At 71.3% G+C, this 22988-nt stretch carries 22 protein-coding genes and 1 pseudogene; 18 read left to right on the forward strand and 5 right to left on the reverse strand.

Annotation, left to right across the window (positions count from 1 at the left end):
* The first annotated feature begins 76 nt into the window (after window positions 1–76).
* The 9 genes from AC1HIL_RS05100 to glcF all read left to right on the forward strand — a co-directional run bounded on the left by AC1HIL_RS05100 (window position 77) and on the right by glcF (window position 9789).
* Complete coding sequence (locus tag AC1HIL_RS05100) at window positions 77–955, forward strand: TorF family putative porin (protein ID WP_082321720.1); 879 nt, start codon at window positions 77–79, stop codon at window positions 953–955.
* Window positions 956–1019: 64 nt separating this feature from the next.
* Window positions 1020–1358 (forward strand): P-II family nitrogen regulator, encoded by a 339-nt coding sequence (gene glnK, locus AC1HIL_RS05105; RefSeq protein WP_057597341.1) that lies wholly within the window; start codon window positions 1020–1022, stop codon window positions 1356–1358.
* A 29-nt stretch (window positions 1359–1387) separates the two neighbouring features.
* Window positions 1388–2809, forward strand: a complete 1422-nt coding sequence (locus AC1HIL_RS05110) for an ammonium transporter (RefSeq protein ID WP_057597342.1) — start codon at window positions 1388–1390, stop codon at window positions 2807–2809.
* A 264-nt stretch (window positions 2810–3073) separates the two neighbouring features.
* On the forward strand, window positions 3074–4003 hold the full coding sequence (locus AC1HIL_RS05115) for an SMP-30/gluconolactonase/LRE family protein (protein WP_261211983.1): 930 nt from the start codon (window positions 3074–3076) through the stop codon (window positions 4001–4003).
* Between the two features lie 17 nt (window positions 4004–4020).
* Window positions 4021–4914 carry a LysR substrate-binding domain-containing protein gene (locus AC1HIL_RS05120; protein WP_057597344.1) on the forward strand — a complete coding sequence of 298 codons (894 nt, stop codon included), beginning with the start codon at window positions 4021–4023 and terminating at the stop codon, window positions 4912–4914.
* Between the two features lie 145 nt (window positions 4915–5059).
* Window positions 5060–6562 carry an FAD-linked oxidase C-terminal domain-containing protein gene (locus AC1HIL_RS05125; protein WP_479671293.1) on the forward strand — a complete coding sequence of 501 codons (1503 nt, stop codon included), beginning with the start codon at window positions 5060–5062 and terminating at the stop codon, window positions 6560–6562.
* Window positions 6562–7689: a glycolate oxidase subunit GlcE gene (gene glcE / locus AC1HIL_RS05130; RefSeq protein WP_479671294.1), complete on the forward strand. Its 1128-nt coding sequence runs from the start codon at window positions 6562–6564 to the stop codon at window positions 7687–7689. The genes AC1HIL_RS05125 and glcE overlap by 1 nt, the downstream gene beginning before the upstream one ends.
* A gap of 8 nt (window positions 7690–7697) precedes the next feature.
* Complete coding sequence (locus AC1HIL_RS05135) at window positions 7698–8510, forward strand: YoaK family protein (RefSeq protein WP_479671295.1); 813 nt, start codon at window positions 7698–7700, stop codon at window positions 8508–8510.
* 43 nt (window positions 8511–8553) lie between these two features.
* Window positions 8554–9789: a glycolate oxidase subunit GlcF gene (gene glcF, locus AC1HIL_RS05140; protein WP_057597347.1), complete on the forward strand. Its 1236-nt coding sequence runs from the start codon at window positions 8554–8556 to the stop codon at window positions 9787–9789.
* 4 nt (window positions 9790–9793) lie between these two features.
* Here the strand turns inward: glcF and AC1HIL_RS05145 are convergent, their stop codons facing one another.
* On the reverse strand, window positions 9794–10021 hold the full coding sequence (locus AC1HIL_RS05145) for a hypothetical protein (protein WP_261211978.1): 228 nt from the start codon (window positions 10019–10021) through the stop codon (window positions 9794–9796).
* Window positions 10022–10205: 184 nt separating this feature from the next.
* Between AC1HIL_RS05145 and AC1HIL_RS05150 the strand changes: the two genes are divergently transcribed.
* Window positions 10206–10625: a carboxypeptidase regulatory-like domain-containing protein gene (locus AC1HIL_RS05150; protein WP_479671296.1), complete on the forward strand. Its 420-nt coding sequence runs from the start codon at window positions 10206–10208 to the stop codon at window positions 10623–10625.
* Window positions 10626–10628: 3 nt separating this feature from the next.
* Here the strand turns inward: AC1HIL_RS05150 and AC1HIL_RS05155 are convergent, their stop codons facing one another.
* The 3 genes and pseudogenes from AC1HIL_RS05155 to lplT form a co-directional block, all read right to left on the reverse strand.
* A complete protein-coding gene (locus tag AC1HIL_RS05155; protein ID WP_057597349.1) occupies window positions 10629–11120 on the reverse strand; it encodes a glutathione peroxidase in 492 nt (163 codons plus the stop codon).
* 10 nt (window positions 11121–11130) lie between these two features.
* Window positions 11131–12020: pseudogene (locus tag AC1HIL_RS05160) on the reverse strand (DMT family transporter).
* A gap of 33 nt (window positions 12021–12053) precedes the next feature.
* Window positions 12054–13358 (reverse strand): lysophospholipid transporter LplT, encoded by a 1305-nt coding sequence (gene lplT, locus AC1HIL_RS05165; RefSeq protein WP_057592732.1) that lies wholly within the window; start codon window positions 13356–13358, stop codon window positions 12054–12056.
* A 177-nt stretch (window positions 13359–13535) separates the two neighbouring features.
* Here lplT and alr point away from each other — a divergent pair, with 177 nt between their 5' ends.
* From alr to AC1HIL_RS05195, 6 genes are all read left to right on the forward strand, one after another.
* On the forward strand, window positions 13536–14645 hold the full coding sequence (alr, locus tag AC1HIL_RS05170; protein ID WP_057592733.1) for an alanine racemase: 1110 nt from the start codon (window positions 13536–13538) through the stop codon (window positions 14643–14645).
* A complete protein-coding gene (locus AC1HIL_RS05175; protein ID WP_057592734.1) occupies window positions 14642–15379 on the forward strand; it encodes a hypothetical protein in 738 nt (245 codons plus the stop codon). Before alr ends, AC1HIL_RS05175 begins: the two co-directional genes overlap by 4 nt.
* 15 nt (window positions 15380–15394) lie before the next feature.
* Window positions 15395–16387, forward strand: a complete 993-nt coding sequence (locus AC1HIL_RS05180; RefSeq protein WP_479671297.1) for a LysR family transcriptional regulator — start codon at window positions 15395–15397, stop codon at window positions 16385–16387.
* Window positions 16388–16492: 105 nt separating this feature from the next.
* Window positions 16493–18103, forward strand: a complete 1611-nt coding sequence (locus AC1HIL_RS05185) for an AMP-binding protein (protein WP_479671298.1) — start codon at window positions 16493–16495, stop codon at window positions 18101–18103.
* A gap of 14 nt (window positions 18104–18117) precedes the next feature.
* On the forward strand, window positions 18118–19326 hold the full coding sequence (locus AC1HIL_RS05190; RefSeq protein WP_479671299.1) for an acyl-CoA dehydrogenase family protein: 1209 nt from the start codon (window positions 18118–18120) through the stop codon (window positions 19324–19326).
* A gap of 35 nt (window positions 19327–19361) precedes the next feature.
* On the forward strand, window positions 19362–20357 hold the full coding sequence (locus AC1HIL_RS05195; RefSeq protein WP_479671300.1) for a tripartite tricarboxylate transporter substrate binding protein: 996 nt from the start codon (window positions 19362–19364) through the stop codon (window positions 20355–20357).
* 37 nt (window positions 20358–20394) lie between these two features.
* Here the strand turns inward: AC1HIL_RS05195 and AC1HIL_RS05200 are convergent, their stop codons facing one another.
* A complete protein-coding gene (locus AC1HIL_RS05200) occupies window positions 20395–21315 on the reverse strand; it encodes a LysR family transcriptional regulator (RefSeq protein ID WP_479671301.1) in 921 nt (306 codons plus the stop codon).
* A gap of 112 nt (window positions 21316–21427) precedes the next feature.
* Here AC1HIL_RS05200 and AC1HIL_RS05205 point away from each other — a divergent pair, with 112 nt between their 5' ends.
* Both AC1HIL_RS05205 and AC1HIL_RS05210 read left to right on the forward strand, forming a co-directional pair.
* On the forward strand, window positions 21428–22372 hold the full coding sequence (locus tag AC1HIL_RS05205) for a DMT family transporter (protein WP_413761807.1): 945 nt from the start codon (window positions 21428–21430) through the stop codon (window positions 22370–22372).
* A gap of 75 nt (window positions 22373–22447) precedes the next feature.
* A complete protein-coding gene (locus AC1HIL_RS05210; RefSeq protein ID WP_172705405.1) occupies window positions 22448–22969 on the forward strand; it encodes a DUF4329 domain-containing protein in 522 nt (173 codons plus the stop codon).
* Window positions 22970–22988: the final 19 nt, after the last annotated feature.

A 22988-nucleotide genomic window follows, 5' to 3' on the forward strand; every position in this document is an offset into this window, starting at 1 on the left:
GGGGGATGTGCACTTTGGCACGCTCCCTGCTTTGAGGGTCATCAGGTTCCACAACACTACTTGCGAGGAGTTCCCGATGACGCACCGTTCCGCCGCCCAGGCCCTGATCGTCCTGGCCACCGCATTGACCACGTCGGGCGCCGCCCTGGCGCAGGCCACCCCAGACGCTGCGGCGGCGCCTGCCGCGGCCCCCGCGACCTCGCCGATCACGGCCAACATCTCGCTGACCACGAACTACAAGTTCCGCGGCCAGGACCAGGACATGATCGGCCGGGACGACTACGCCAAGACCCGTGGCCTCAAGCCCGCGATCCAGGGCGGCTTCGACTACGCCTTCGGCGAGAGCGGCTTCTACGTCGGCAACTGGAATTCCAGCGTCAACTGGCTCAAGGGCAACAGCGTCGAGGTCGACCTGTACGGCGGCTACAAGTTCAAGGCCGGCCCGCTGGACATGGACGTCGGTGCGCTGACCTACATCTACCCGGGCAACACCGCCGGCAACACCACCGAGCTGTACGGCGCGGCCACCTATGCCAACGAAACCTTCGGCTCGTTCACGGCCAAGTACTCGCACACGGTGTCGAAGGACTACTTCGGCTACGCCGGCAACAAGGCGGGCTCGGGCCTCAAGGGCCGCAACACCGGCTACCTGAACCTGAGCTACAGCAAGGAGATCGTGCCCAAGGTCACGCTCAAGGCCGCCGTGGGCTTCACCCGCTTCTCCAGCGACATCCGCCACAACACGGCCGCGAAGAACTACGTCGACTACAACGTCGGCGCCACCTACGACTTCGGCGGCGGTCTCACGCTCACCGGCTCGGTGCAGGGCGCGAACAAGAAGAACGCGTTCAATGTCGCGGCCGGCCCGCTGTACGACTTCGGCTTCTACACGGTGCAGGAGGTCTACTCGCCCAACAAGCCGCGCTTCATCCTCACGCTGACGAAGACGCTGTAAGCGGCACACAACGAGGCGCGGCCCATGCTGCCGCGCGAATTCTTTCCATCCAAAGGAGCAACCCATGAAGCTGGTCACAGCCATCATCAAACCGTTCAAGCTCGACGAAGTGCGCGAAGCGCTTTCGGCCATCGGCGTGCAGGGGATCACCGTCACCGAGGTCAAGGGCTTCGGCCGCCAGAAGGGCCACACCGAGCTCTACCGCGGCGCGGAGTACGTCGTCGACTTCCTGCCCAAGGTCAAGATCGAGGCGGCCGTCTCGGATGACCTCGTCGAGCGCGTGATCGAAGCCGTCGAGGGCGCCGCGCGCACCGGCAAGATCGGCGACGGCAAGATCTTTGTCTACAACCTCGAGCAGGTCGTGCGCATCCGCACCGGCGAAACGGGCCGCGAAGCCCTTTGATCGAGTCCAGGCCCGAAAGAACAACGTCCATGAAAAAACTGCTTGTCTCCCTCGCGCTCGGCTTGAGCGTGCTTGCCGCCGGCACCACCGGCTTCGCGCAGACGCCCGCGCCCGCCGCTGCCGCGTCGGCGCCGGCCGCCGAGGCCTCGGCACCGGCTGCAGCGCCCGCCGCAGCAGCCGCGCCGGCTGCTGCCGCTCCCGCCGCGCCGGCCGCGGCACCGGCACCCAAGGTCGATTCGGGCGACACCGCCTGGATGCTGACCTCCACGCTGCTCGTGATCCTGATGACCATCCCCGGCCTCGCGCTGTTCTACGGCGGCCTGGGCCGCTCGAAGAACATGCTGTCGGTGCTGATGCAGGTCTTCGTGATCTTCTCGCTGATCAGCATCCTGTGGGCCATCTACGGCTACAGCCTCGCCTTCACGGGTGAAGGAAGCTTCGTCGGTACCTTCGACAAGATCTTCCTCAAGGGCGTGACGCAGGAGACCTTCGGCGCGCTCACGACGATCCCCGAGTACGTGTTCGTCGCGTTCCAGGGCACCTTCGCCGCCATCACCGTGGCGCTGATCGTCGGCGCCTTCGCCGAACGCGCCAAGTTCTCGGCCGTGCTGCTGTTCTCGGTGCTGTGGTTCACCTTCGCCTACGTGCCGATGGCCCACATCGTCTGGGGCGGCGGCCTGCTCGGCAAGGACGGCGCGCTCGACTTCGCGGGCGGCACCGTGGTGCACATCAACGCCGGCGTGGCCGGCCTGGTCGGTGCCTACATGGTCGGCAAGCGCGTGGGCTACGGCAAGGAAGCCTTCACGCCGCACTCGCTCACGCTCACCATGGTCGGCGCCTCGCTGCTGTGGGTCGGCTGGTTCGGCTTCAACGCCGGCTCGGCGGGTGCCGCCAACGCCGCCGCTGGCCTGGCCTTCGTGAACACGGTGCTCGCCACCGCCGCCGCCGCGCTGTCCTGGATCCTGGGCGAGAGCCTGCACAAGGGCAAGGCCTCGATGCTGGGTGCCGCCTCGGGTGCCGTCGCCGGCCTCGTCGCGGTGACCCCCGCCGCCGGCTTCGTCGGCCCGATGGGTTCGATCGTGCTGGGCCTGCTGGCCGGCCTGGTCTGCCTCTGGGGCGTGGGCGGTCTCAAGCGCATGCTCGGTGCCGACGACGCGTTCGACGTGTTCGGCGTCCACGGCGTGGGCGGTATCCTGGGTGCCATCCTGACCGGCGTGTTCGCGGCCCAGGGCCTCGGCGGCACCGGCGGCCTGACCCCCGACACCTTCTCGATGGGCGCCCAGGTCTGGATCCAGATCAAGAGCGTGCTGTTCACCATCGTCTGGTCCGGCGTCGTGGCGTTCATCGCCTTCAAGATCGCCGACCTGGTGCTCGGCCTGCGTGTGACCGAAGAGGAAGAGCGCGAAGGCCTCGACATCTCGTCGCACGGCGAAACCGCCTACAACCGCTGATCGGAACCTCTCCGACACGCGACAAGGACACCGCGGGTTCCTCGCTCCAGAGGAAGGGACCCGCGGTCCACCACCAGACCACCACCCCAAGTTTTCCAAGGTCCTTCCAAGGTTTCCTGAGGCCCATTTTTTCAGCGAGAGTCTCCTTTGGATGTTCGGCCCGCAAGCACTCCGGTGCGAGCGGGCTTTTTTTTGTCCTCGGCGCGGCGCGGCCCGGTGCGGTCCGACAGCGGCGGACCGTGACGCGGGGGCACAATCCCCGTCATGTGGACCCCCCTGGACAACAGCCTCAGCGCCCTCGGCGAATCGCCGTTCTGGCACCCGCAGGAACGTTCCCTGTACTGGCTCGACATTCCCGGCCGCGCGGTGCTGCGCACGCGTGGCGAGATCGGTGCCGGCGGCGCGGTCGAGCGCTGGGACCTGCCGACCGAACCCGGCTGCATGGCGCCCGCGCGCAGCGGCGGCCTGGTGATCGCGCTGCGCGACGGCATCTACCGCGCGCGCGAATGGGGCGGCGCGCTGACCGCGATCGCGCGCGTGGAGCACGACGCGGCCACCATGCGCTTCAACGACGGCAAGTGCGACGCGCTCGGCCGCTTCTGGGCCGGCAGCATCAACGAGGCCAAGGACCGCGCCAATGCCGCGCTCTACTGCCTCGATGCGCGCCGCGACGACGGCCAGTCGCCGATGCTCTCGCAGATGGCCGAGGGCGTGACCACGGCCAACGGCCTCGCGTTCTCGCCCGATGCGCGCACGCTCTACTGGGCCGACACGCCGGCCCACGCGGTGCGCGCCTGGGACTGGGACGCCGCGCACAACACGCTCTCGCACGGCCGCGTCTTCAAGCGGTTCGACGCCAAGCCCGAAGGCTGGGCACCCGGCTCGGCGCTGGCCTATGGCGGGCGGCCCGACGGCGCCACGGTCGATGCCGAGGGCCACTACTGGGTCGCGATGTTCGAGGGCGCGCAGCTGCTGCGCCTCGCGCCCTCGGGCGAGGTCGTGGCCGCCTTCGCGCTGCCGGTGCAGTGCCCGACCATGCCCTGCTTCGGCGGCGACGACCTGCGCACGCTGTTCGTCACCACCGCGCGCAAGGGCCGGCCCGAGGCCGAACTGGCGCAGAAGCCCGCCTCGGGCAGGGTGCTGTCGATGCGCGTCGAGACGCCCGGCCTGCCGGTCCATTTCTTCGAGGACTGAGCGCGAGCCTTCGCCGCATGGCCCTGCAGCACATCCCGCCGATCCAGTGCCTCGTGACCTTCGAGGCGCTGGCGCGGCTGCGTCATGCGGGCCGCGCGGCCGACGAGCTCTGCGTGACCGCCAGCGCGGTCAGCCACCGCATCCGCCAGCTCGAGTCGCACGTGGGCTTCAAGCTGTTCGGCCGCGGCGACTTCAGCCTCACGGCCGACGGCGCGGCCTACCTCGCCAACGTGCGCACCGGCTTGGCGGCGCTGCAGGCGCATGCGGGCGGCGCCAGCGCGGCGGCGGGCCAGCGCGCCGCCACGCGGCTGCGGCTCGCGGTCACGCCGACCTTCAGCCGCCAGTTCCTCATGCCGCGGCTCGAGCTGTTCCGCAACATCTATCCCGACATCGACCTGGTGCTGCAGGTGTCGATCCCGCTGCTCGACGTGACCGCCGAGCCGGCCGACCTCGAGGTGCGCTACGGCGGCGGCAACTACGCCGACTGCGAGCACCGCCCGCTGCTCGAGGAACTGGTGGTGCCGGCCTGCAGCCCGAGCTACCTCAACGAGTTCGGCCCGTTCCACGGCTTCCGCACCGCGGCCGAGATCGCGGCCGCGCGGCTGATCCGCAGCCCGCTCGAACCCTGGGGCACCTGGTTCGCGAGCTGCGGCATCGACCAGCCCGAGCCGCAGCTGGGCTCGCAGTTCAACGACCTGGGCCTGGTCTACGACGCGGCCGCCAGCGGCTTCGGCGTGGCGCTGGTGCGCCAGAAGATGGGCGCGGCCTGGTTCGAATCGGGCCGGCTGGTGGCGCTGTCGGAGCATGCCGTGCGCTCGCCGCACCGCCACACGCTGTGCTGGCAGCCGGGCGCGCTCGAGCGCTGGGAGTGCGCGGCCTTCGCCGACTGGCTGGTGCAGGCGCTGCGCTGAACACGGTCCCGGCCCGCGCCGCGCGGCGAAGATTCCTCAAGTCCGCCGCAAAAATCCTTCAACCCGAAGGCCGCGCATTTCCTTAGAGTGGGGGGCCGGCCCCCGCCAGCCATCCGCAGAAGAACACCGAGAAGAGACTTCGCCCATGAACGCGCCCCCGAGCCCGACGCAGCATGCGTCGCTCCAGAAGACAGAACGCCAGTCGCAGGTCGTGCGCGCGCTGCAGGCCCACCTGCCGGCGCATGCGCTGATCTGGCATGCCGAGGACACCACGCCCTACGAGTGCGACGGCCTCACGGCCTACCGCCAGCGGCCGCTGGTGGTGGCGCTGCCCGAGACCGAAGAGCAGGTGGCGGCCGTGCTGCGCACCTGCCACGCGCTGGGCGTGCCGGTGGTGGCGCGCGGCTCGGGCACGGGGCTGTCGGGCGGCGCCATGCCGCACGAGATGGGCGTGACCCTGTCGCTCGCCAAGTTCAACCGCATCCTGAAGATCGACCCGGTCGCGCGCACCGCGCTCGTGCAGTGCGGCGTGCGCAACCTCGCCATCAGCGAGGCCGCCGCGCCCTACAACCTCTACTACGCGCCCGATCCCTCGAGCCAGATCGCCTGCTCGATCGGCGGCAACGTGGCCGAGAACTCGGGCGGCGTGCACTGCCTCAAGTACGGCCTCACGCTGCACAACGTGCTCCAGGTGCGCGGCTTCACGGCCGAGGGCGAGCCGGTGGCGTTCGGCGGCGAGGCGCTCGATGCCGCCGGCCTCGACCTCCTGGCGCTGGTGATCGGCAGCGAGGGCATGCTCGCCGTCACCACCGAGGTCACGGTGAAGCTGGTGCCCAAGCCGCAGCTGGCGCGCTGCATCATGGCCAGCTTCGACGACGTGCGCAAAGCCGGCGACGCGGTGGCCGCGGTGATCGCCGCGGGCATCATCCCCGCGGGGCTCGAGATGATGGACAAGCCCATGACCGCCGCCGTCGAGGACTTCGTGCATGCCGGCTACGACCTCGACGCGGCCGCCATCCTGCTGTGCGAATCCGACGGCACGCCCGAGGAGGTCGAGGAGGAGATCGGCCGCATGACGGCCGTGCTGCGCGGCTGCGGCGCCACCGCCATCGCGGTCAGCAACAGCGAGGACGAGCGCATGCGCTTCTGGAGCGGGCGCAAGAACGCCTTCCCGGCCTCGGGCCGCATCAGCCCCGACTACATGTGCCTGGACTCCACCATCCCGCGCAAGCGGCTGGCCGACATCCTGCTCGCGATCCAGGCGATGGAGCAGAAGTACGGCCTGCGCTGCTGCAACGTGTTCCACGCGGGCGACGGCAACCTGCATCCGCTGGTGCTGTTCGATGCCAACGACCCCGACGAGCTGCACCGCTGCGAGCTGTTCGGCGCCGACATCCTCGAGACCAGCGTTGCGATGGGCGGCACCGTCTCGGGCGAGCATGGCGTGGGCGTGGAGAAGCTCAACAGCATGTGCGTGCAGTTCACGGCCGCCGAGAACGAGCAGATGTTCGGCGTCAAGCGCGCCTTCGATCCCGAAGGCATGCTGAACCCCGGCAAGGTGATCCCCACGCTGCAGCGCTGCGCCGAGTACGGCAGGCAGGTGGTGCGCGGCGGCCGCCTGCCGCATCCCGAGCTGCCGAGGTTCTGATGAGCGGCATCGATCACGCACTGGGTCAGGCCGTCGAGCGCATCCGCGCCGCGGCCGCCGACGGCACCGTGTTGCGCATCCGCGGCGGCGGCAGCAAGGACTTCTACGGCGAGGCGCCGCGCGGCGAGCTGCTCGACACGCGCGCGCTCGCGGGCATCGCGAGCTACGAGCCCAGCGAGCTGGTCGTGACCGTGCGCGCGGGCACGCCGCTGGCCGAGCTCGAGGCGGCGCTGGCCGAGAAAGGGCAGTGCCTGGCCTTCGAGCCGCCGCACTTCGCGGCGGGTGCGACCGTCGGCGGCATGGTCGCCGCGGGCCTCGCGGGCCCGTCGCGCGCCAGCGTGGGCAATGTGCGCGACTACGTGCTCGGCGCCACGCTGGTCAACGGCCGCGGCGAGGTGTTGAGCTTCGGTGGCCAGGTGATGAAGAACGTGGCGGGCTACGACGTCTCGCGCGTGCTCGCGGGTTCGCTCGGCACGCTGGGCCTGATCGCCGGGGTCAGCCTCAAGGTGCTGCCGGTGCCGCCGGCCGAGGCCACGCTGGAGTTCGCGTGCGACCAGGCCGATGCGCTGCGGCTGCTCAATGAATGGGGCGGCCGGCCGCTGCCGCTCAACGCGAGCTGCTGGTTCGAATACGCGGGCGCCGGCGCGCTCTACCTGCGGCTGCGCGGCGCGGTGGCGGCGGTCGAGGCTGCCTGCACTCACCTCGGCGGCGAGCGCAAGGACAAGGATCACGCCGCGGCCGATTGGCAGTCGCTGCGCGAGCAGAGCCTGCCGTGGTTCGACACCGCGGCCGGGCCCGATGCGCTGTGGCGCCTGTCGGTGCCGCAGACCGCGCCGGTGCTGGGGCTCGAGGCATTCGGCGCGCCGCTGGTCGAATGGCATGGCGGCCAGCGCTGGTACAAGGCGCCGCCCACGCCGGCCGCGGCCGCGCGCATCCGCGAGGCCGCGCGCGCGGCGGGCGGGCATGCGACGCTGTTCCGCCTGGCCGCGCACGGCGAAGCTCACGAGGCCGCGGCGCCGCGCTTCGACCGGCTCGAGCCCGCCGTCGAGCGCATCCACCGCGCGCTGATGCGCGAGTTCGATCCGCACGCCGTGTTCGACCGCGGCCGCCTGCACGCCTTCGACTGAGCGACCCCATGCGGCGCCTGCGCTTCCTCACCGGCCGCCATCGCGCGCCCTCGACCAACCACATGCTCGGCCTGCTGCTCGCGTTCAACGCCGGCGCCGTCAATGCGGGCGGCTTCCTGGTGCTGCACATGTACACCTCGCACATGACCGGCTTCACCTCGCAGGTGGCCGACGGCCTGGTGCTCGGCAACGCCACGCTGCTGCTCAATGCGCTGGGCGCGATCCTGGCCTTCGTGGCGGGCGCGGCGGTCTCGGCGCTGCTGGTCAACTGGGCGCGCCAGCACCACCTGCGCAGCGTCTATGCGCTGCCGCTGCTGCTCGAGTCGGCGCTGATGCTGCCCTTCGGCCTGATGGGCGCGATCACGCTGACCTGGCACACGCCCTTCGCGGTGCCGCTCACGGTGCTGCTGCTGTCCTTCATCATGGGGCTGCAGAACGCGGTGGGCTCCAAGACCTCGGGCGGCCGCATCCGCACCACCCACATGACCGGCAACCTCACCGACCTCGGCATCGAGCTCGGCAAGCTGCTGTACTGGAACCGCCGCGCGAAGCCCGGCGAAACCCCGGCGGGACCGGTGCGCCACAACGCCGCGCGGCTGCGGCTGTTCGCGGGGCTGGTCGGCATGTTCGTCACGGGCGGCATCGTCGGCGCGGCCGGCTTCACCTACGTCGGCTTCGTCTGCGTGGTGCCGCTCGCGGCGCTGCTGCTGGCGCTGTCGCTGCCGCCCTTCATCGAGGACGTGCGGCGTTCGGCCCACCTGCGCCAGCTGCTCGGCGCGATCCGCCCGCGGCGCAAGAACGACGCGTCCTCCGGCCCCTGAGGCCGGCGAGTTTCACGAGACAACGACAAGAACCGACCCCACGATGCAAACCGAGCTCGCTCCCGAATTCCGCGGCACCGACGACGGCCGCGAGGCCGAGGCCATCCTGCGCAAGTGCGTGCACTGCGGCTTCTGCACCGCCACCTGCCCGACCTACCAGTTGCTCGGCGACGAGCTCGACGGCCCGCGCGGGCGCATCTACCTGATCAAGCAGGTGCTCGAGGGCCAGGCGCCCACGCGCAGCACGCAGCTGCACCTCGACCGCTGCCTGACCTGCCGCAACTGCGAGAGCACCTGCCCGAGCGGCGTGCAGTACGGCCACCTGGTCGACATCGGCCGGCGCATCGTCGACGAGAAGGTGCCGCGCCCCGCGATGGAGTCGGCCACGCGCTGGGTGCTCAAGGAAGGCCTGCCCTCGCCGCTGTTCGGCCCCGCGATGAAGCTGGGCCAGTCGGTGCGCGGCCTGCTGCCCGCCGCGCTCCAGGCCAAGGTGCCCGCGAAGCAGGCGGCCGGTGCCTGGCCCACCACCACGCACGCGCGCAAGGTGCTGATGCTCGCGGGCTGCGTGCAGCCGTCGATGATGCCGAACATCAACACCGCCACCGCGCGCGTGCTCGACGCGGGCGGCATCCAGGCCGTGCTCGCGCCCGAGGCCGGCTGCTGCGGCGCGGTGAAGTTCCACCTCAACGACCAGGAGGGCGGCAAGGCGCAGATGCGCGCCAACATCGACGCCTGGTGGCCGCTGGTCGAGCGCGACGAGGTGGAAGCCATCGTGATGAACGCCTCGGGCTGCGGCGTCACCGTGCGCGAGTACGGCCACGTGCTGCGCAACGACCCGGCCTACGCGTTGAAGGCCGCGCGCATCAGCGAGCTCACGCGCGACCTCGGCGAACTGCTGCCCGACCTGGTGCCGGCGCTCAAAGCCCGCGTGCGCGCGACGCCCGGCACCATCGCCTACCACCCGCCCTGCACCCTGCAGCACGGCCAGAAGCTGCGCGGCGGCATCGAGACCCATCTGCGCGCCTTGGGCTTCGACGTGCGCGTGGCGATGAACGAATCGCACCTGTGCTGCGGTTCGGCCGGCACCTACTCGGTGCTGCAGCCCGAGCTCGCCTATCCGCTGCGCGACCGCAAGCTGGGCCACCTGAAGCAATTGCAGCCGGTGGCGATCGCGTCGGCCAACATCGGCTGCATCACGCACCTGCAAAGCGGCAGCGGCGAGCTGCCGGTGCGGCACTGGGTCGAGCTGCTCGACGCGGCGCTGCAGCCGGCTGCGTGACGGCTCAATCGCAGCGGTAGGTGACCTCGCCCTTGGGCGCGGGCTCGATGGTCGGCGGCACGAAGCGCAGCGGCGCGCCGAAGTTGCGGCAGTAGGCCTCGGCCTCCTCGGGGCTCGGCGAACGCAGCACGCCGTCGCCGAGCATGGTCACGCGCGGCGCGGTGCGGGTCGCGCAGCCGGCGAGAACGGCCGCCAGGGCCAGGAGGATGAGCGGAGTGGCGCGGTGGCGCATGGCGTGAAATGCGCCGGATGGCGGCTTGGAAGTGCGAAGCCGCCGACTGTAGCGGGTGCCGGTGCGCCCGCGCTGCCGGGCGGCCGCGCCACCGCCGCACACGGCGCCGCGCCCTGGTCCGACTCGCCCGACTGTGGCGCCGGCGCATCATTCCCGGCATCCATCGCGCCAAGGAGTACGTCCCATGTCCCGCTTTTCCTCCCCCGCCGCGCTCGCGGCCGCCGTCCTGTCGCTCTGCGTCGGTGCCTTCACCGCCGCCCAGGCCCAGTCCGCCATGCCCGCCTGGAAGGGCGAGGGCGCCACGCGCTACGTCTGCGGCGGCATCGGCTCCGACGAGTCGAAGGCCATGCGCGCCGCCATGAAGGAACATCCGCTGGCGCTGCTGTTCGCGCGCGCCGACGGCGCCTACCTGGCCGATGTGCAGGTCGAGATCAAGGGCGCGGACGGCGCCGCCGCGCTCTCGCTGCGCGCCTCGGGGCCGGTGTGCCTGGTCGACATTCCCGCCGGCCGCTACACGGTGGTCGCGACCACCCAGGGCGGCGAGTCGAAGAGCCAGGCCGTCACGGTCGGCAGCGGCTCGACGACCGCGAGCTTCAGGTACTGAGCGTCAGGCGGAGGCGGCCAGCGCCGCCTCGATGTCGCGCGCGAGCGAGGCCGGCGTGTCGAGCGGCGCATAGCGCTTGCGCACCTGGCCGTCGCGCCCGACCAGGAACTTGGTGAAGTTCCACTTGATGGCGGTGCTGCCCAGCAGGCCCGGCTTCTCCTTCACCAGCCACTGATAGAGCGGCGCGGCACCGCTGCCGTTGACGTCGATCTTCTCCATCATCTGGAAGCTCACGCCGTAGTTCTTCATGCAGAAGGCGCCGATCTCCTCGTTGGTGCCCGGGTCCTGGCCGCCGAACTGGTTCGACGGGAAACCCAGCACCGCGAGGCCCTGGCCGGCGTACTTCTCGTGCAGTTCCTCGAGGCCCGCGAACTGCGGCGTGAAGCCGCACTTGCTCGCGGTGTTGACGATCAGCAGCACCTTGCCCTTGTAGGCCGAGAGGCTCACCGGCTGGCCGTCGATCTGCCTGGCCTCGAAGTCGTAGACGCTGGTCATGGGAATGTCCTCAGGGGGTCGAAGGAGCGCGATCTTCGCTCGCGGCGGGCGTTCGCGCAAACGAGGACCAGACCGCGGCCGCCACGATCAGCGCGCCGCCCGCGAGGATGCGCGAGTTCATCGTGGCCGCGCCCAGCGCCACCGACGACACGCTCGCGAACAGCACCTCCGACAGCATGATCACCGCCGTCGCGCTGGCCGCCAGCCGCGCGGCGCCGTACTGCAGGCAGACGTTCGCGATCACGAAGCCGAAGCCCAGCAGCGCGGCCCAGCCGATCCAGCCCGGCGAGGCGGCGGTCGGCGGCGCGAAGGCGCCGAGCGCGGTGCCGGTCAGCGCGGCCGTGCCCGCCACCACCGCGCAGCCGCAGAACATCGCGAGCGCGCGCGATTCGCCGGGCGCCGCGCGCAGCTGGCGCAGCACGATGTTGGTGACCGCGAAGCCGAAGCCCGCCGCCACGCCGAGCCAGTCGGGCAGGCTCGAGGGCACCGGCCAGTCGGTGCCCGGCGTCTTGAGCACCACCGCCACGCCGGCCAGCGCCAGCGCCACGCGCGCCAGCGATCCGCCCGTGGGCCGCTCGCCCAGCACCGCCCAGCCCAGCAGCACGCTCCACAGCGGCATCATGTAGAACAGCAGCACCACGCGCACCACGTCGCCCTGCGTCACGGCCCAGTTGAAGCCCACGTTGGTGAAGCCGGCCGCGAGGCCGAGCAGCACCAGCATCGGATGGCCCGCGAAGCCGGCCCAGGCGCCGCGGCGCAGCAGGCCCACCACGGTGGCGATCGCGAGGTAGATCAGGCAGGTGGTCCACACCGGATGCAGGCCATGGCCCTCGATGTGGCGGAACGGAAACCACGACAGCCCCAGACGAAGGCATTGAAGATCAGGGCGAGGGCGGGCATCGGGCGGGCAAACCGCCGAGCATAGCCGGCCGGTCAATGATGCTTGTCGCTGCGGGCGATTGCGAGGAGGTGCTCGACTTCCTCGGGGTACTTCTTGAGGTTGTTCTCGTGCCAGCGCTTGATGATCCACATGCAGCCCGCCACCACGAGGCCGAAGGCGCTGATCGCGCCGTAGGCCGACAGGCCCAGCCCGGTGCACACGCTGTAGAAGCCGCCGAGCAGCAGGATGCAGGCCTGCTCGTTGAAGTTCTGCACCGCGATCGAGCGGCCGGCGCCCATCAGGTTGTGGCCGCGGTGCTGCAGCAGCGCGTTCATCGGCACCACCAGGAAGCCGCCGAGGCCGCCCAGGATGATGAGGAAGGGCACCGCCAGCCAGACGTTGCCGATGAAGTTCATGCAGATCACCATCAGCCCCATCGCGATGCCCATGGGGATCACGCGGGTGGCCATGTCCAGCCGCATGCGCATCGAGGCCACGATGGCGCCCACCGCGGTGCCGATGGTCACCACGCCCGTGAGGGCCGAGGCCTGCGTGGTGTTGTAGCCCAGCGCCAGCGAGGCCCAGGCCAGCACGATGTACTTGAGGTTGCCGCCCGCGCCCCAGAACAGGGTGGTGGTGGCCAGCGAGATCTGGCCCAGGCGGTCGCGCCACAGGCGCGCGTTGCAGTGCCAGAAGTCGGGCAGCAGGCCGACCAGGTTGCGCGCCAGGCTGTGCTCGGGGTTGGCGCGCATCGGGCGCATCTCGACGCCGGTGTGCGGAATGCGCGTGTTGAACCAGGCCGCGATCATGTAGACCACGATCAGCACCGTGAGCGCGGCCTCGGCCGGCGTGTCGATGCCGGTGTCGATGAAGGGCATGTCGAAGGCCAGCAGCTTGCTCGACACCGCGTGGCCCACCAGCGTGCCGCCGAGCACGATGCCCAGCAGGATCGAGGCGATCGTCAGGCCCTCGATCCAGCCGTTGGCCTTGACCAGCTGCGAGGCCGGCAGCAGCTCGGTGAGGATGCCGTACTTGGCCGGCGAGTAGGCGGCCGCGCCCAGGCCGACGATCGAATAGGACAGCAGCGGGTGCGAGCCGAACAGCATCATCAGGCAGCCGAACACCTTGATGGCGTTGCTGATGAACATCACCCGGCCCTTGGGCAGCGCATCGGCGAAGGCGCCCACCAGCGGCGCGAGCACCACGTAGAACACCGCGAAGATCGGCACCAGCGCGGCGCGCTGCCATTCAGGCGCGCCGGCGCTTCGCATGAGATCGACCGCAACGACGAAGAGCGCTTGGTCGGCCAGCGACGAAAAGAACTGGGCCGACATGATCGTGTAGAAACCGCGCTTCATCGATGGGCTGGCTGGCCAGGGGGTCGCTGGCAGTAGTGAAAAAGTGTCGCCCGGAAGGCGAATGGGCGGTTATAGCATGGGGGTACGACAGCTCCTGCAGGCGGCTTCTGCGTATTCGACCCCATTCCCGAAGATGCTAAAACGTGGTCTGCAAATCGTTTTCAAAGACCCTTCGCCATGCCCCGCCCCATTCTCGCCACGGTCCACACCGATGCCCTGCGCCACAACCTCGAGCGCGTGCGCCGCAATGCGCTCGATTCCCGCGTCTGGGCGGTGGTCAAGGCCAACGCCTACGGCCACGGCATCGAGCGCGTCTACGAGGGGCTGCGCGGTGCCGACGGCTTCGCGCTGCTCGACCTGGCCGAGGCGCAGCGCGTGCGCGCGCTGGGCTGGCGCGGGCCGGTGCTGCTGCTCGAGGGCGTGTTCGAGGCGCGCGACCTCGAGCTGTGCTCGCGGCTTGACCTCTGGCACACGGTGCACTGCGACGAGCAGATCGACATGCTCGCGGCCCACAAGACCCTGCAGCCGCACCGCGTATTCCTCAAGATGAACTCCGGCATGAACCGCCTGGGCTTCACGCCCGAGCGCTTCGGCGCCGCCTGGACCCGCCTCAACGCGCTGACCCAGGTCGACGAGATCTCGCTGATGACCCACTTCAGCGACGCCGACGGCGAGCGCGGCATCGCGCACCAGGTCGAGGCCTTCGAGCGCGTCACCCGCGACCTGCCGGGCGAGCGCTCGATCGCCAACAGCGCCGCCACCCTGCGCCATGCCGAGCGCACGCGCGGCGACTGGGTGCGTCCCGGCATCGTGCTGTACGGCAGCGCGCCCGACTTCCCGGCCAACGACGCCGCCCATTGGCAGCTGCAGCCCACCATGACGCTGTCGACGAAGCTGATCGGCGTGCAGACCCTGCAACCGGGCGACACCATCGGCTACGGCTCGCGCTTCACGGCCGATGCGCCGCTCAAGATCGGCATCGCGGCGGTCGGCTATGCCGACGGCTATCCGCGCCACTGCGACACCGGCACCCCGGTGCTGGTCGACGGCGTGCGCACGCGCATGGTCGGGCGCGTCAGCATGGACATGATCACGGTCGACCTCACGCCCGTGCCCGACGCGAAGTTCGGCAGCGAGGTCACGCTGTGGGGCCGCTCTACCGCCAACGATGCGGTGCTGCCCATCGACGAGGTGGCGCGGGCCGCGGGCACCGTGGGCTACGAGCTGATGTGCGCGGTGGCCCAGCGCGTGCCCTTCGCGCCCGAGGCCGCCGACCGCGACCGATGAAGGTCCTCTCCAACTGGCGCTCGGTGCGCCTTTGGGAGACGCAGGTCGAGCGCGACCTGCACCGCCACCACAGCCTGCGCACGCACGGCATCCTGATCGGCAGCTTCACGCTGCTGCTGATGTGGGGTGCCTCGGCGCTGCAGATGCACCTGCTGGGCGTGCAGTCGCTCGCGGTGCGCTATTTCATGACCCTGGGCGTGGGCTACCTCGGCTACCTGCTGGTGCTGCGCTGGTGGGCGCAGCGGCTGGTGGAGGGGCGCGCCGACCTCGGTGACGCGGTCGACGCGGGCGATGCCGGCGAGCTGGCCCTCGACGCGGGCAGCGCGCTCGCGCGTTCGGGCGCCAGCGCCGACGGCGGCCTGCTGTCCGATGCCGCCAGCGGCGCGCTCGAGGTCGCGGGCGGTGCCGACGAGGGCGCCGTGGTGGTCGTGCCGGTGGTCGCGATCTTCCTGGTCTGCATCGCCGTCGTGCTCGGCGCCGGCTCGCTGGTGCTGCTGTATTTCAGCTGGGACGCGCTGCTGGCCGTGGCGATCGAGGTGGCCTTCTCGTACGTCTCGGCGCGCGCCGCGGTGCGCGTCGCGCGCGAGGGCTGGCTCATGGCCGCGGTTCGGCTGACCTGGAAGCCGCTGCTGGGCGCGGTCGCCTGCGCCGTGATCCTCGGCGCCACCCTCGACCATTTCCTGCCCGAGGCGCGCAGCCTGCCCGAGGCGGTGCGCATGCTGCTCAAGCGCTGAGGCGAGGCCCGCACCGTGGACCTGCGCACCCTGCGCTACTTCATCGCCGTGCTCGAGGCCGGCAGCCTCTCGCGCGCGGCGGGCACGCTCTACATCGCGCAGCCGGCGCTCACGGCGCAGATCAAGAAGCTCGAGGCCGAGCTCGGCGCGCAGCTGTTCGAGCGCTCGCATGCCGGCGTCACGCCCACGCCCGCGGGCCTGCAGCTCTACGAGGATGCGCGGCGCCTGCTGTCCGACGCCGACGCGGTACGCGAGCGCATCCAGCGCCTGCCGCAGGGGCCCGAGGGCTCGGTCACGGTGGCCGTGCCCTTCCTGCTGGCCTCGCTGCTGCTCGGGCCGGTGCTGGCCGAGCTCAAGGCCTCGCATCCGCGCATCCGCGTGTTCGTGCTCGACGACCTGAGCCTGATGGTGAGGAAGGCCATGCTCGACCGCCGTGCCGACGTCGGCATCCTGGTCGACACGCCGCAGGTCGAGGGCCTGGCCTGCAGTCCGCTCGCGCGCGAGGCCATCTTCGCCTGCGGCTTCGATCGCGACGGCAGCGTGGCGCCGCGCCTGCGCGCCGGCCGGCGCGGCAAGGCCCGGCCCGCGCCGCGGCCCGAGATCGACTTCGCCGACGCGGCCCGGCTGCCGCTGGTGCTGCAGTCGAGGCGCTTCGCGATCCGCCAGCGCGTGGAGGAGGCCGCGGCCGCGCTCGGCGTGGCGCTCAACCTCGCGCACGAGCACGACTCGGCGCGCGTGATCCGCTCGCTCTATGTCTGCGGCGCCGGCTTCACCTTCACGCCGGCCTGCGCGCTGTCGGACAACCCGCCCGCGGGCACGGGCTGGATCGCGGCGCGCGTGATGCGGCCCGCGCTGCAGCGCAGCTACTTCATCGCCACGCCGGCCGACCGCGCGCCCGATCCCGCCGCGCGGGTGGTGGCGCGTTCGCTCGTGCGGCAGGCCGCGCGGCTGATCGCCGAGGGCCGCTGGGAGGCCGAGCTGCTGGCCGAGGTCGAGCCCGAGGCATAGCGCGGCGCGCTTCTCGCAAGCCAGGCCATCAATGCGATTGATGGCTCGGCATCAGCAAACGGTATTTCCTGCGCGAGGCCGCTTTGGCGGACAGTGGCGCATCGCATGCACGAACGCATGCCCGCATCCAGGAGACACCCCTTGCCACAGACCACCCCCCGGGTCGCCAACGTCGGCGAACTCGTTTCGCGCTGCGCGCGCCTGCACGGCCCGCGGATCGCGCTGCGCACCGAATCGCGCAGCCTCAGCTACGAGGCGCTCGACCGCCGCTCGAACCGGCTCGCCAACGCGCTGCTGGGGCTCGGCCTCGCGCGCGGCGACCGCGTCGGCATCTACCTGCCGAACTGCATCGAGATCGTCGAGGTCGAGCTGGCCTGCTACAAGGCCGCGCTGGTCAAGGCGCCGTTCAATGCGCGGCTCTCGCCCGCCGAGGTCGGCGAGATCGTCGCCAACAGCGGCGCCGCGCTGATCGTCACCACGGCCGAGCGCGCCGAAGCCTTCCTGCCGCACCTGAAGGGCGACGCGCGCCCGATGCTGCTGTTCGTCGACCTGCCCGAGGGCGACGCCGCTTCCTACGAGGGCGCGCTCGGCCGCGCCGGCGACGCCTTCGAGGCCGCGAGCGTCGAGGCCGACGAGCTCGCCGTGCTGCACTACACCTCGGGCTCCTCGGGCGTGCTCAAGGCCGCGATGCAGACCTTCGGCAACCGGCTCGCGCAGCTGCGCAAGTTCCTCGTGCGTTCCGAGGGCATGCGCGAAGGCCATCTGCTGGGCCTGGTCGGGCCGGTCACCCATGCCTCGGGCATGCAGATCGTGCCCGCGCTGTGCAGCGGCGCCACCATCCGGCTGTTCGCGGGCTTCGAGCCCGGCCGCTTCCTCGCCGACATGAAGGCCGAGCGCGTGACCCACACCTTCATGGTGCCGACCATGATCAACATGCTGCTGGCCGAGCTCGAGGGCCGCTACCGCCCGCTGCCCGACCTGCAGCGCCTGGGCTACGGCGCCGCGCCGATGGCACCCGCGCGCATCCTGCGCGCCATGGACGTGTTCGGCCCGGTGCTGTCGCAGGGCTACGGCGCGGGCGAGACCACCTCGGGCGTGTGCGGCCTCGGCGTGGAGGACCACCTGTTCGCGCGCGCCGCCGCGCCCGAGCGGCTGGCCTCGTGCGGCCGGCCCTTCCTCGAGTCGCTGGTGGAGATCGTCGACGACGCGGGCCAGCCGGTGGCCCGCGGCGAGATCGGCGAGATCGTGGTCAGCGGCCCCGACGTGTTCGCCGGCTACTGGCGCGCGCCCGAGCTCACGGCCGAGGTGCTGCAGAACGGCCGCTACCACACGGGCGACCTCGCGCGCGCCGACGACCAGGGCTTCGTCTACATCGTCGACCGCAAGAAGGACATGGTGATCAGCGGCGGCTTCAACGTCTATCCCTCGGAGGTCGAGGCCGTGCTCTACCAGCACGAGGCCGTCGCCGATGCCTGCGTGTTCGCCGTGCCCGACGACAAGTGGGGCGAGGCCGTGGCCGCGCACGTGGTGCTCAAGCCCGGCCATGCGCTCGACAGCGGCGCGCTCGATGCCTTTTGCGCCGAGCGGCTCGGCGGCTTCAAGCGGCCGCGCCGCGTGGAGTTCGTGGGCACGCTGCCGAAGAACCCGAACGGCAAGGTCGCGCGCAAGGCGATCCAGGCGCCGTACTGGGCCGGCCAGAGCCGCATGGTCAATTGAAGGAAGGAAAGGACATGAACGCATCCCTTTCGTCGTCCGAAACGAACGCGCGGCCCTTCGAAGGTTCCGCGCGCGCGGCCGAGCTGATCGCGCGCATCGAGGACTTCCTGCATGGCGAGCTCGCCGACCTGGTGCGCGCGCACGGCATCGACCACGAGCACGGCGCGAGCCGCGAGCTGCTGCGACAGGTCTGGCGCCGCTCGCAGGCGCTGGGCTTCTACGGCATGACCCTGCCCGAAGCCATGGGCGGGCTCGGCCTCTCGGTGCTCGACCACGTGCTCGTGAAGGAAGCGATCTACGCGAGCGGCTCGCCGCTGGCACCGCACGTGCTCGGCGAGCTCAGCGGCCCGCCGCGCGTGGGCGCGCTGGTGCGCAAGGCCACGCCGCACCACATGGAGCGCTTCATCGTGCCGGTGGCGCGCGCCGAGAAGGCGATCTGCTTCGCGCTGACCGAGGCCGAGGCCGGCTCCGACGCGGGCGCGGTGCAGACGCGCGCCGTGCGCGAGGGCGAGCACTTCGTGCTCAACGGCCGCAAGCGCTTCATCTCGGGATCTCCTTTCGCCGACTTCGCGGTGCTGATGGCCTCCACCGCGAGCGACCCGGCGCAGCGCGAGGTCAGCGCCTTCTTCGTCGACCTGGCGCAGCCCGGCGTGCGCGTGGAGGCCGGCTACAAGACCATGGCGGGCCAGTCGCACACCGGCGACATCGTGCTCGAGGACTGCCGCATCCCGGTGGCGAACCTCGTGGGCGAACCCGGCCGCGGCCTGGCGCTCGCGCTCGGGCGCATCACGGTCAACCGGCTGCTGCACTGCCCCGCGATGGTGGGGCTGGCCACGGTGGCGCTGCGCGATGCCTGCGAGTACGCCAGCCGGCGGCGCCAGTTCGGCCGCGCCATCGGCCAGTTCCAGGCGATCCAGCACCTGCTCGCCGACATGGCGACCGAGCTGGCGGCCGCGCGCGCGCTGATGCTCGCGACCGCGCGCCAGATCGACGCCGGCTCGGAGGCGCGCGCCGAGGCCTCGATGGCCAAGCTGTTCTGCTCCGAGTCGGCCTTCCGCATCGCCGACCGCGCGGTGCAGATCCACGGCGGCGAGGGCATCGTGCAGGGCCGGCGCGTGGAGTTCCTGTTCCGCATGCTGCGCATGTACCGCGTGCTGACCGGCACCAGCGAGATCCAGCGCAACACCATCGCGCGCGAGCTGCTCGGCGAGCTTCCGGGCTGAACGCCCCGCACCAAGAACGACAAGGAGACAAAGACATGTGCTTCACGGACCGCCGCCGCTTCCTCGGCACCGCTTCCGCCGCGCTGGCCGCCTTCGCGCTGCCGGCCGCCTCGCGCGCCCGCGCGGCCGCCGCGCCCTGGCCCGAGCGCCCGATCAAGTGGGTCGTGCCCTACCTCGCGGGCACCGGCCCCGACATCACGGCGCGCGTGCTCGCCGAGGCCGTGGGGCCGATGCTGGGCCAACCGGTGGTGATCGATAACAAGGGCGGCGCGGGCGGCAACATCGGCGCGCGGCTGGTGGCGCGCGCGCCGGCCGACGGCTACACCTGGATCTACTCGGCCGCGCCGATGGCGGCCAACATGCGCATGTACCGCAGCCCCGGCTACGACGCGCTCAAGGACTTCCGCCACGTCATGCGGCTCACCACCTCCGACATCGTGCTGGTGGTGAACGCCGACGCGGGCATCGCGAGCCTGGCCGAGCTGGCCGCGAAGGCGCGCGCCCAGCCCGGCAAGCTCGACTACGCCTCGGGCGGCGTGGGCACGCCCTCGCACCTCGGCGTGGAGCTGCTGATGAGCGCGCTCGGCGCGCAGGCCACGCACGTGCCCTACAAGGGCGCCTCGGAGCTGGTCAATGCGATCCTCGGGCGGCAGGTGGTGTTCGGCACGCCGATCCTGTCGGTGGCCTATCCGCAGATCCAGGCCGGCCGGCTCAAGGCGCTCGCGATCGCGGGCGCGCGCCGCAACCCGACACTGCCCGAGGTGCCCACGCTGGCCGAGCTCGGCGTGAAGGGCGTCGAGCTGACCTCCTGGGGCGGCATCTCGGTGCCGGCCGGCACGCCCGATTCGATCGCCGAGCGCATCCGCGCGGCCTTCGAGAAGGCGCTCGCGCAGCCCTCGGTGCAGGCGGCGCTGACCGATTCGGGCGGCCAGGCCAGCCTGCAGGGCGCCGTCGACTACACGCGCGGCTTCACGCAGGAGATGGTGCTGACCGAGACGATGATGAAACAAGCGGGTTTGCAGCCGCAGTGAAAGCGGACTTCGCGTCCTCTGCGTCCGGTTCCCGCATTCAGCCCTCGGTCCCTAGCCGCGCCACCAGGTGGTCGATCAGCACCCGGCACTTGGGCACCGTGAAGCGGCTCGGCGGATAGAGGATCCACGCATGGCCGTGGTAGTTGCCGCGGAACTCCCAGTCGCCGAGCACGCGCGCCACGCGGCCCTCGCCCAGGGCCTGCCGCGCCGAGAAGGCCGGCACGCAGGCCACGCCCAGGCCGGCCGTCGCGGCCTCCATGCGCATCTCGCTGTGGTTGGCGATGTAGCGGCCATGCACCGTCACCTCCACGTCGTCCTCGCCGGGGCGGCTGAAGCGCCAGTGGTTGTCGCGCTCGTGCTCGCCCAGCGACAGGCAACTGTGGGCCGCGAGGTCGCGCGGATGCGCGATGGCCGCATGGCCCTCGAGGTACGCGGGCGCGGCCACCAGGATGTGCGCCACCGCCATCAGCCGGCGCGCCACCAGCCCCTCGGGCGGCTCGGTGGTGAGCCGCACCACGAGGTCCACGCCCTCGCGGATCGGATCGATGTCGCGGTCTTCCACGATCAGCTGCACGTCGACCGCGGGATGGCGCGCGAGGAAGTCCAGCACCAGCGGCTGCAGCACCCGGCGCGCGAAGGCGCGCGGCGCGCTCAGCCGCACCAGCCCGCGCGGTTCGGACGAGAAGCGCTGCGCCAGCGCCATCGTGTCCTGCGCCGCGGCCGCCAGTTCGCGGCAGCGCTCGAAGGCCTCGGCGCCGGCCTCGGTCAGGCGCAGCTGGCGCGTCGTGCGCTGCAAGAGCTGCACGCCGATCTCCTTCTCGAGCCGCTTCACCTGCCGGCTCGCGGCCGAGGGCGTGATGCCCAGCAGGTCGGCCGCGGCCGAGAAGCTGCCGAGCTCGGCCACGCGCAGGAAGGCCACCATCTCGGGCAGTACCTTGAGGAATGAATTCGGTCCCACGGTGCAACAGTCCTGTTCCTGCGGATGGCTACTCGCCGCGATCGATGCCCGGAACAATTCCGCCTCGGGCCCTGCGCATGGCGCGCGGGCACCGGCATCGAACAGGCGGAGTATGGATTCAAAGCGCGCGGGCGGCATCGCCCTCACCCCCGGCGGCGTGCCAGCCCGGCCCGGCTTCGGCATGGCCGAACTCATGCTGCTGCTGGTGGCGGCGGTCTGGGGCGGCAGCTATGCGGTCGCCAAGCAGGCCACGCTGCAACTGCCGGTGCTCGAATTCATCGCGCTGCGCTTCGGCCTGACCTTCCTCGTGCTGCTGCCGGCGCTGCGCCCGCTCGTCGGGCCGCAGTGGCGGCAGGGGCTCGCGGTGGGCGGGCTGCTGGGCGCGAACCTGCTCGCGATCTTCGTCTGCGAGACCTTCGGCGTCTCGCTCACCAGCGCGAGCAACGCCGCCTTCCTGATCAGCCTGTGCGTGGCCTTCACGCCGCTGGCCGAGTGGTGGCTGCTCGGCGAGCGGCCCGCGCCGCGCGTGTTCGCGGCCGCGGCGATCTCGCTCGCGGGCGCCGCGCTGCTGTCGCTGAGCGCGCATGCCTCGGCCAGTTCGGCCGGCCTGGGCTGGGGCGACGCGCTGATGGTCGCGGCCGCCGTGCTGCGCGCCCTCATGGTCTGCCTGACGCGCCGCCTCGCGGGCCGCCATGCGCTGCCGGCGCTCACGCTGACCGCGGTGCAGGCGGGCACCATGGCGCTGGGCGCGGCCGCGCTGGCGCTCGCGGTGTCGGGCGGCGCCTGGCATCTGCCGCCGGCCACGGCCTCGTTCTGGTGGGGCATGGCCTATCTCGTGCTGCTGTGCACCGTGTTCGCCTTCTTCGCGCAGAACCATGCGGCCTCGCGCACCAGCCCGAGCCGGGTGTCGCTGCTGATGGGCAGCGAGCCGGTGTTCGGCGCGCTGATCGCGGTCTGGGGCTTCGGCGAACGGGTCGGCCCGGGCGGCTGGATCGGCGGCGCGATGATCGTCGCGGCCGCGTGGTGGGTCACGCTGCCGCCGCGCGCGGCGCGCTGAGCCAACCGGGTCCGCCGATCGTCATACGCAGTCCGTCGGATGGCCGTGCGCTCGCACGGGAGCCACACTCGCGCCATGGCCGAACCACTTCCCGCACCCGCTTTTCCGCCCCAGTACGAACTCTTCGGCACCGTGACCGAGGCCGCGCGCGCCGCGCTCGAGTCGGTGCTCATCGAGTCGATCGAACGCCGCAAGGAGTTCGGCGGCATGATCTGCCAGCAGGGCAACCAGTTCTTCGCGATGCCGCCGCGCGAGGGCGACACCAACACGGTCGACGTGGGCCATCGCCTGGGCAACAAGGGCTGCCCCGAGGGCACGACCGCGGTCGCCTACTATCACACGCACCCGGCCTACAAGGGCGCGGGCATGAACATGAAGCCCGACCGCTTCTCGCCCGAGGACCGCGGCGTGGCCGACGACTTCGGCATCGACGCCTACGTGGGCAGCGTCTCGGGACTGTTCCTGCGCTACGACCACCGGTTGCGCAAGATCATGGTGGCGGGGCCGCGCCTGCGCAACGCACGAGACCTGCCGATGCCGGCCCCGCCGAAGAAGCGTCGCACCACGGCCGGCGGCCGCTCGCTGTCGATGGCCTGAGCCGTGCGGTCCGGCCGGC

The organism is Variovorax sp. ISS6 (assembly GCF_056523145.1).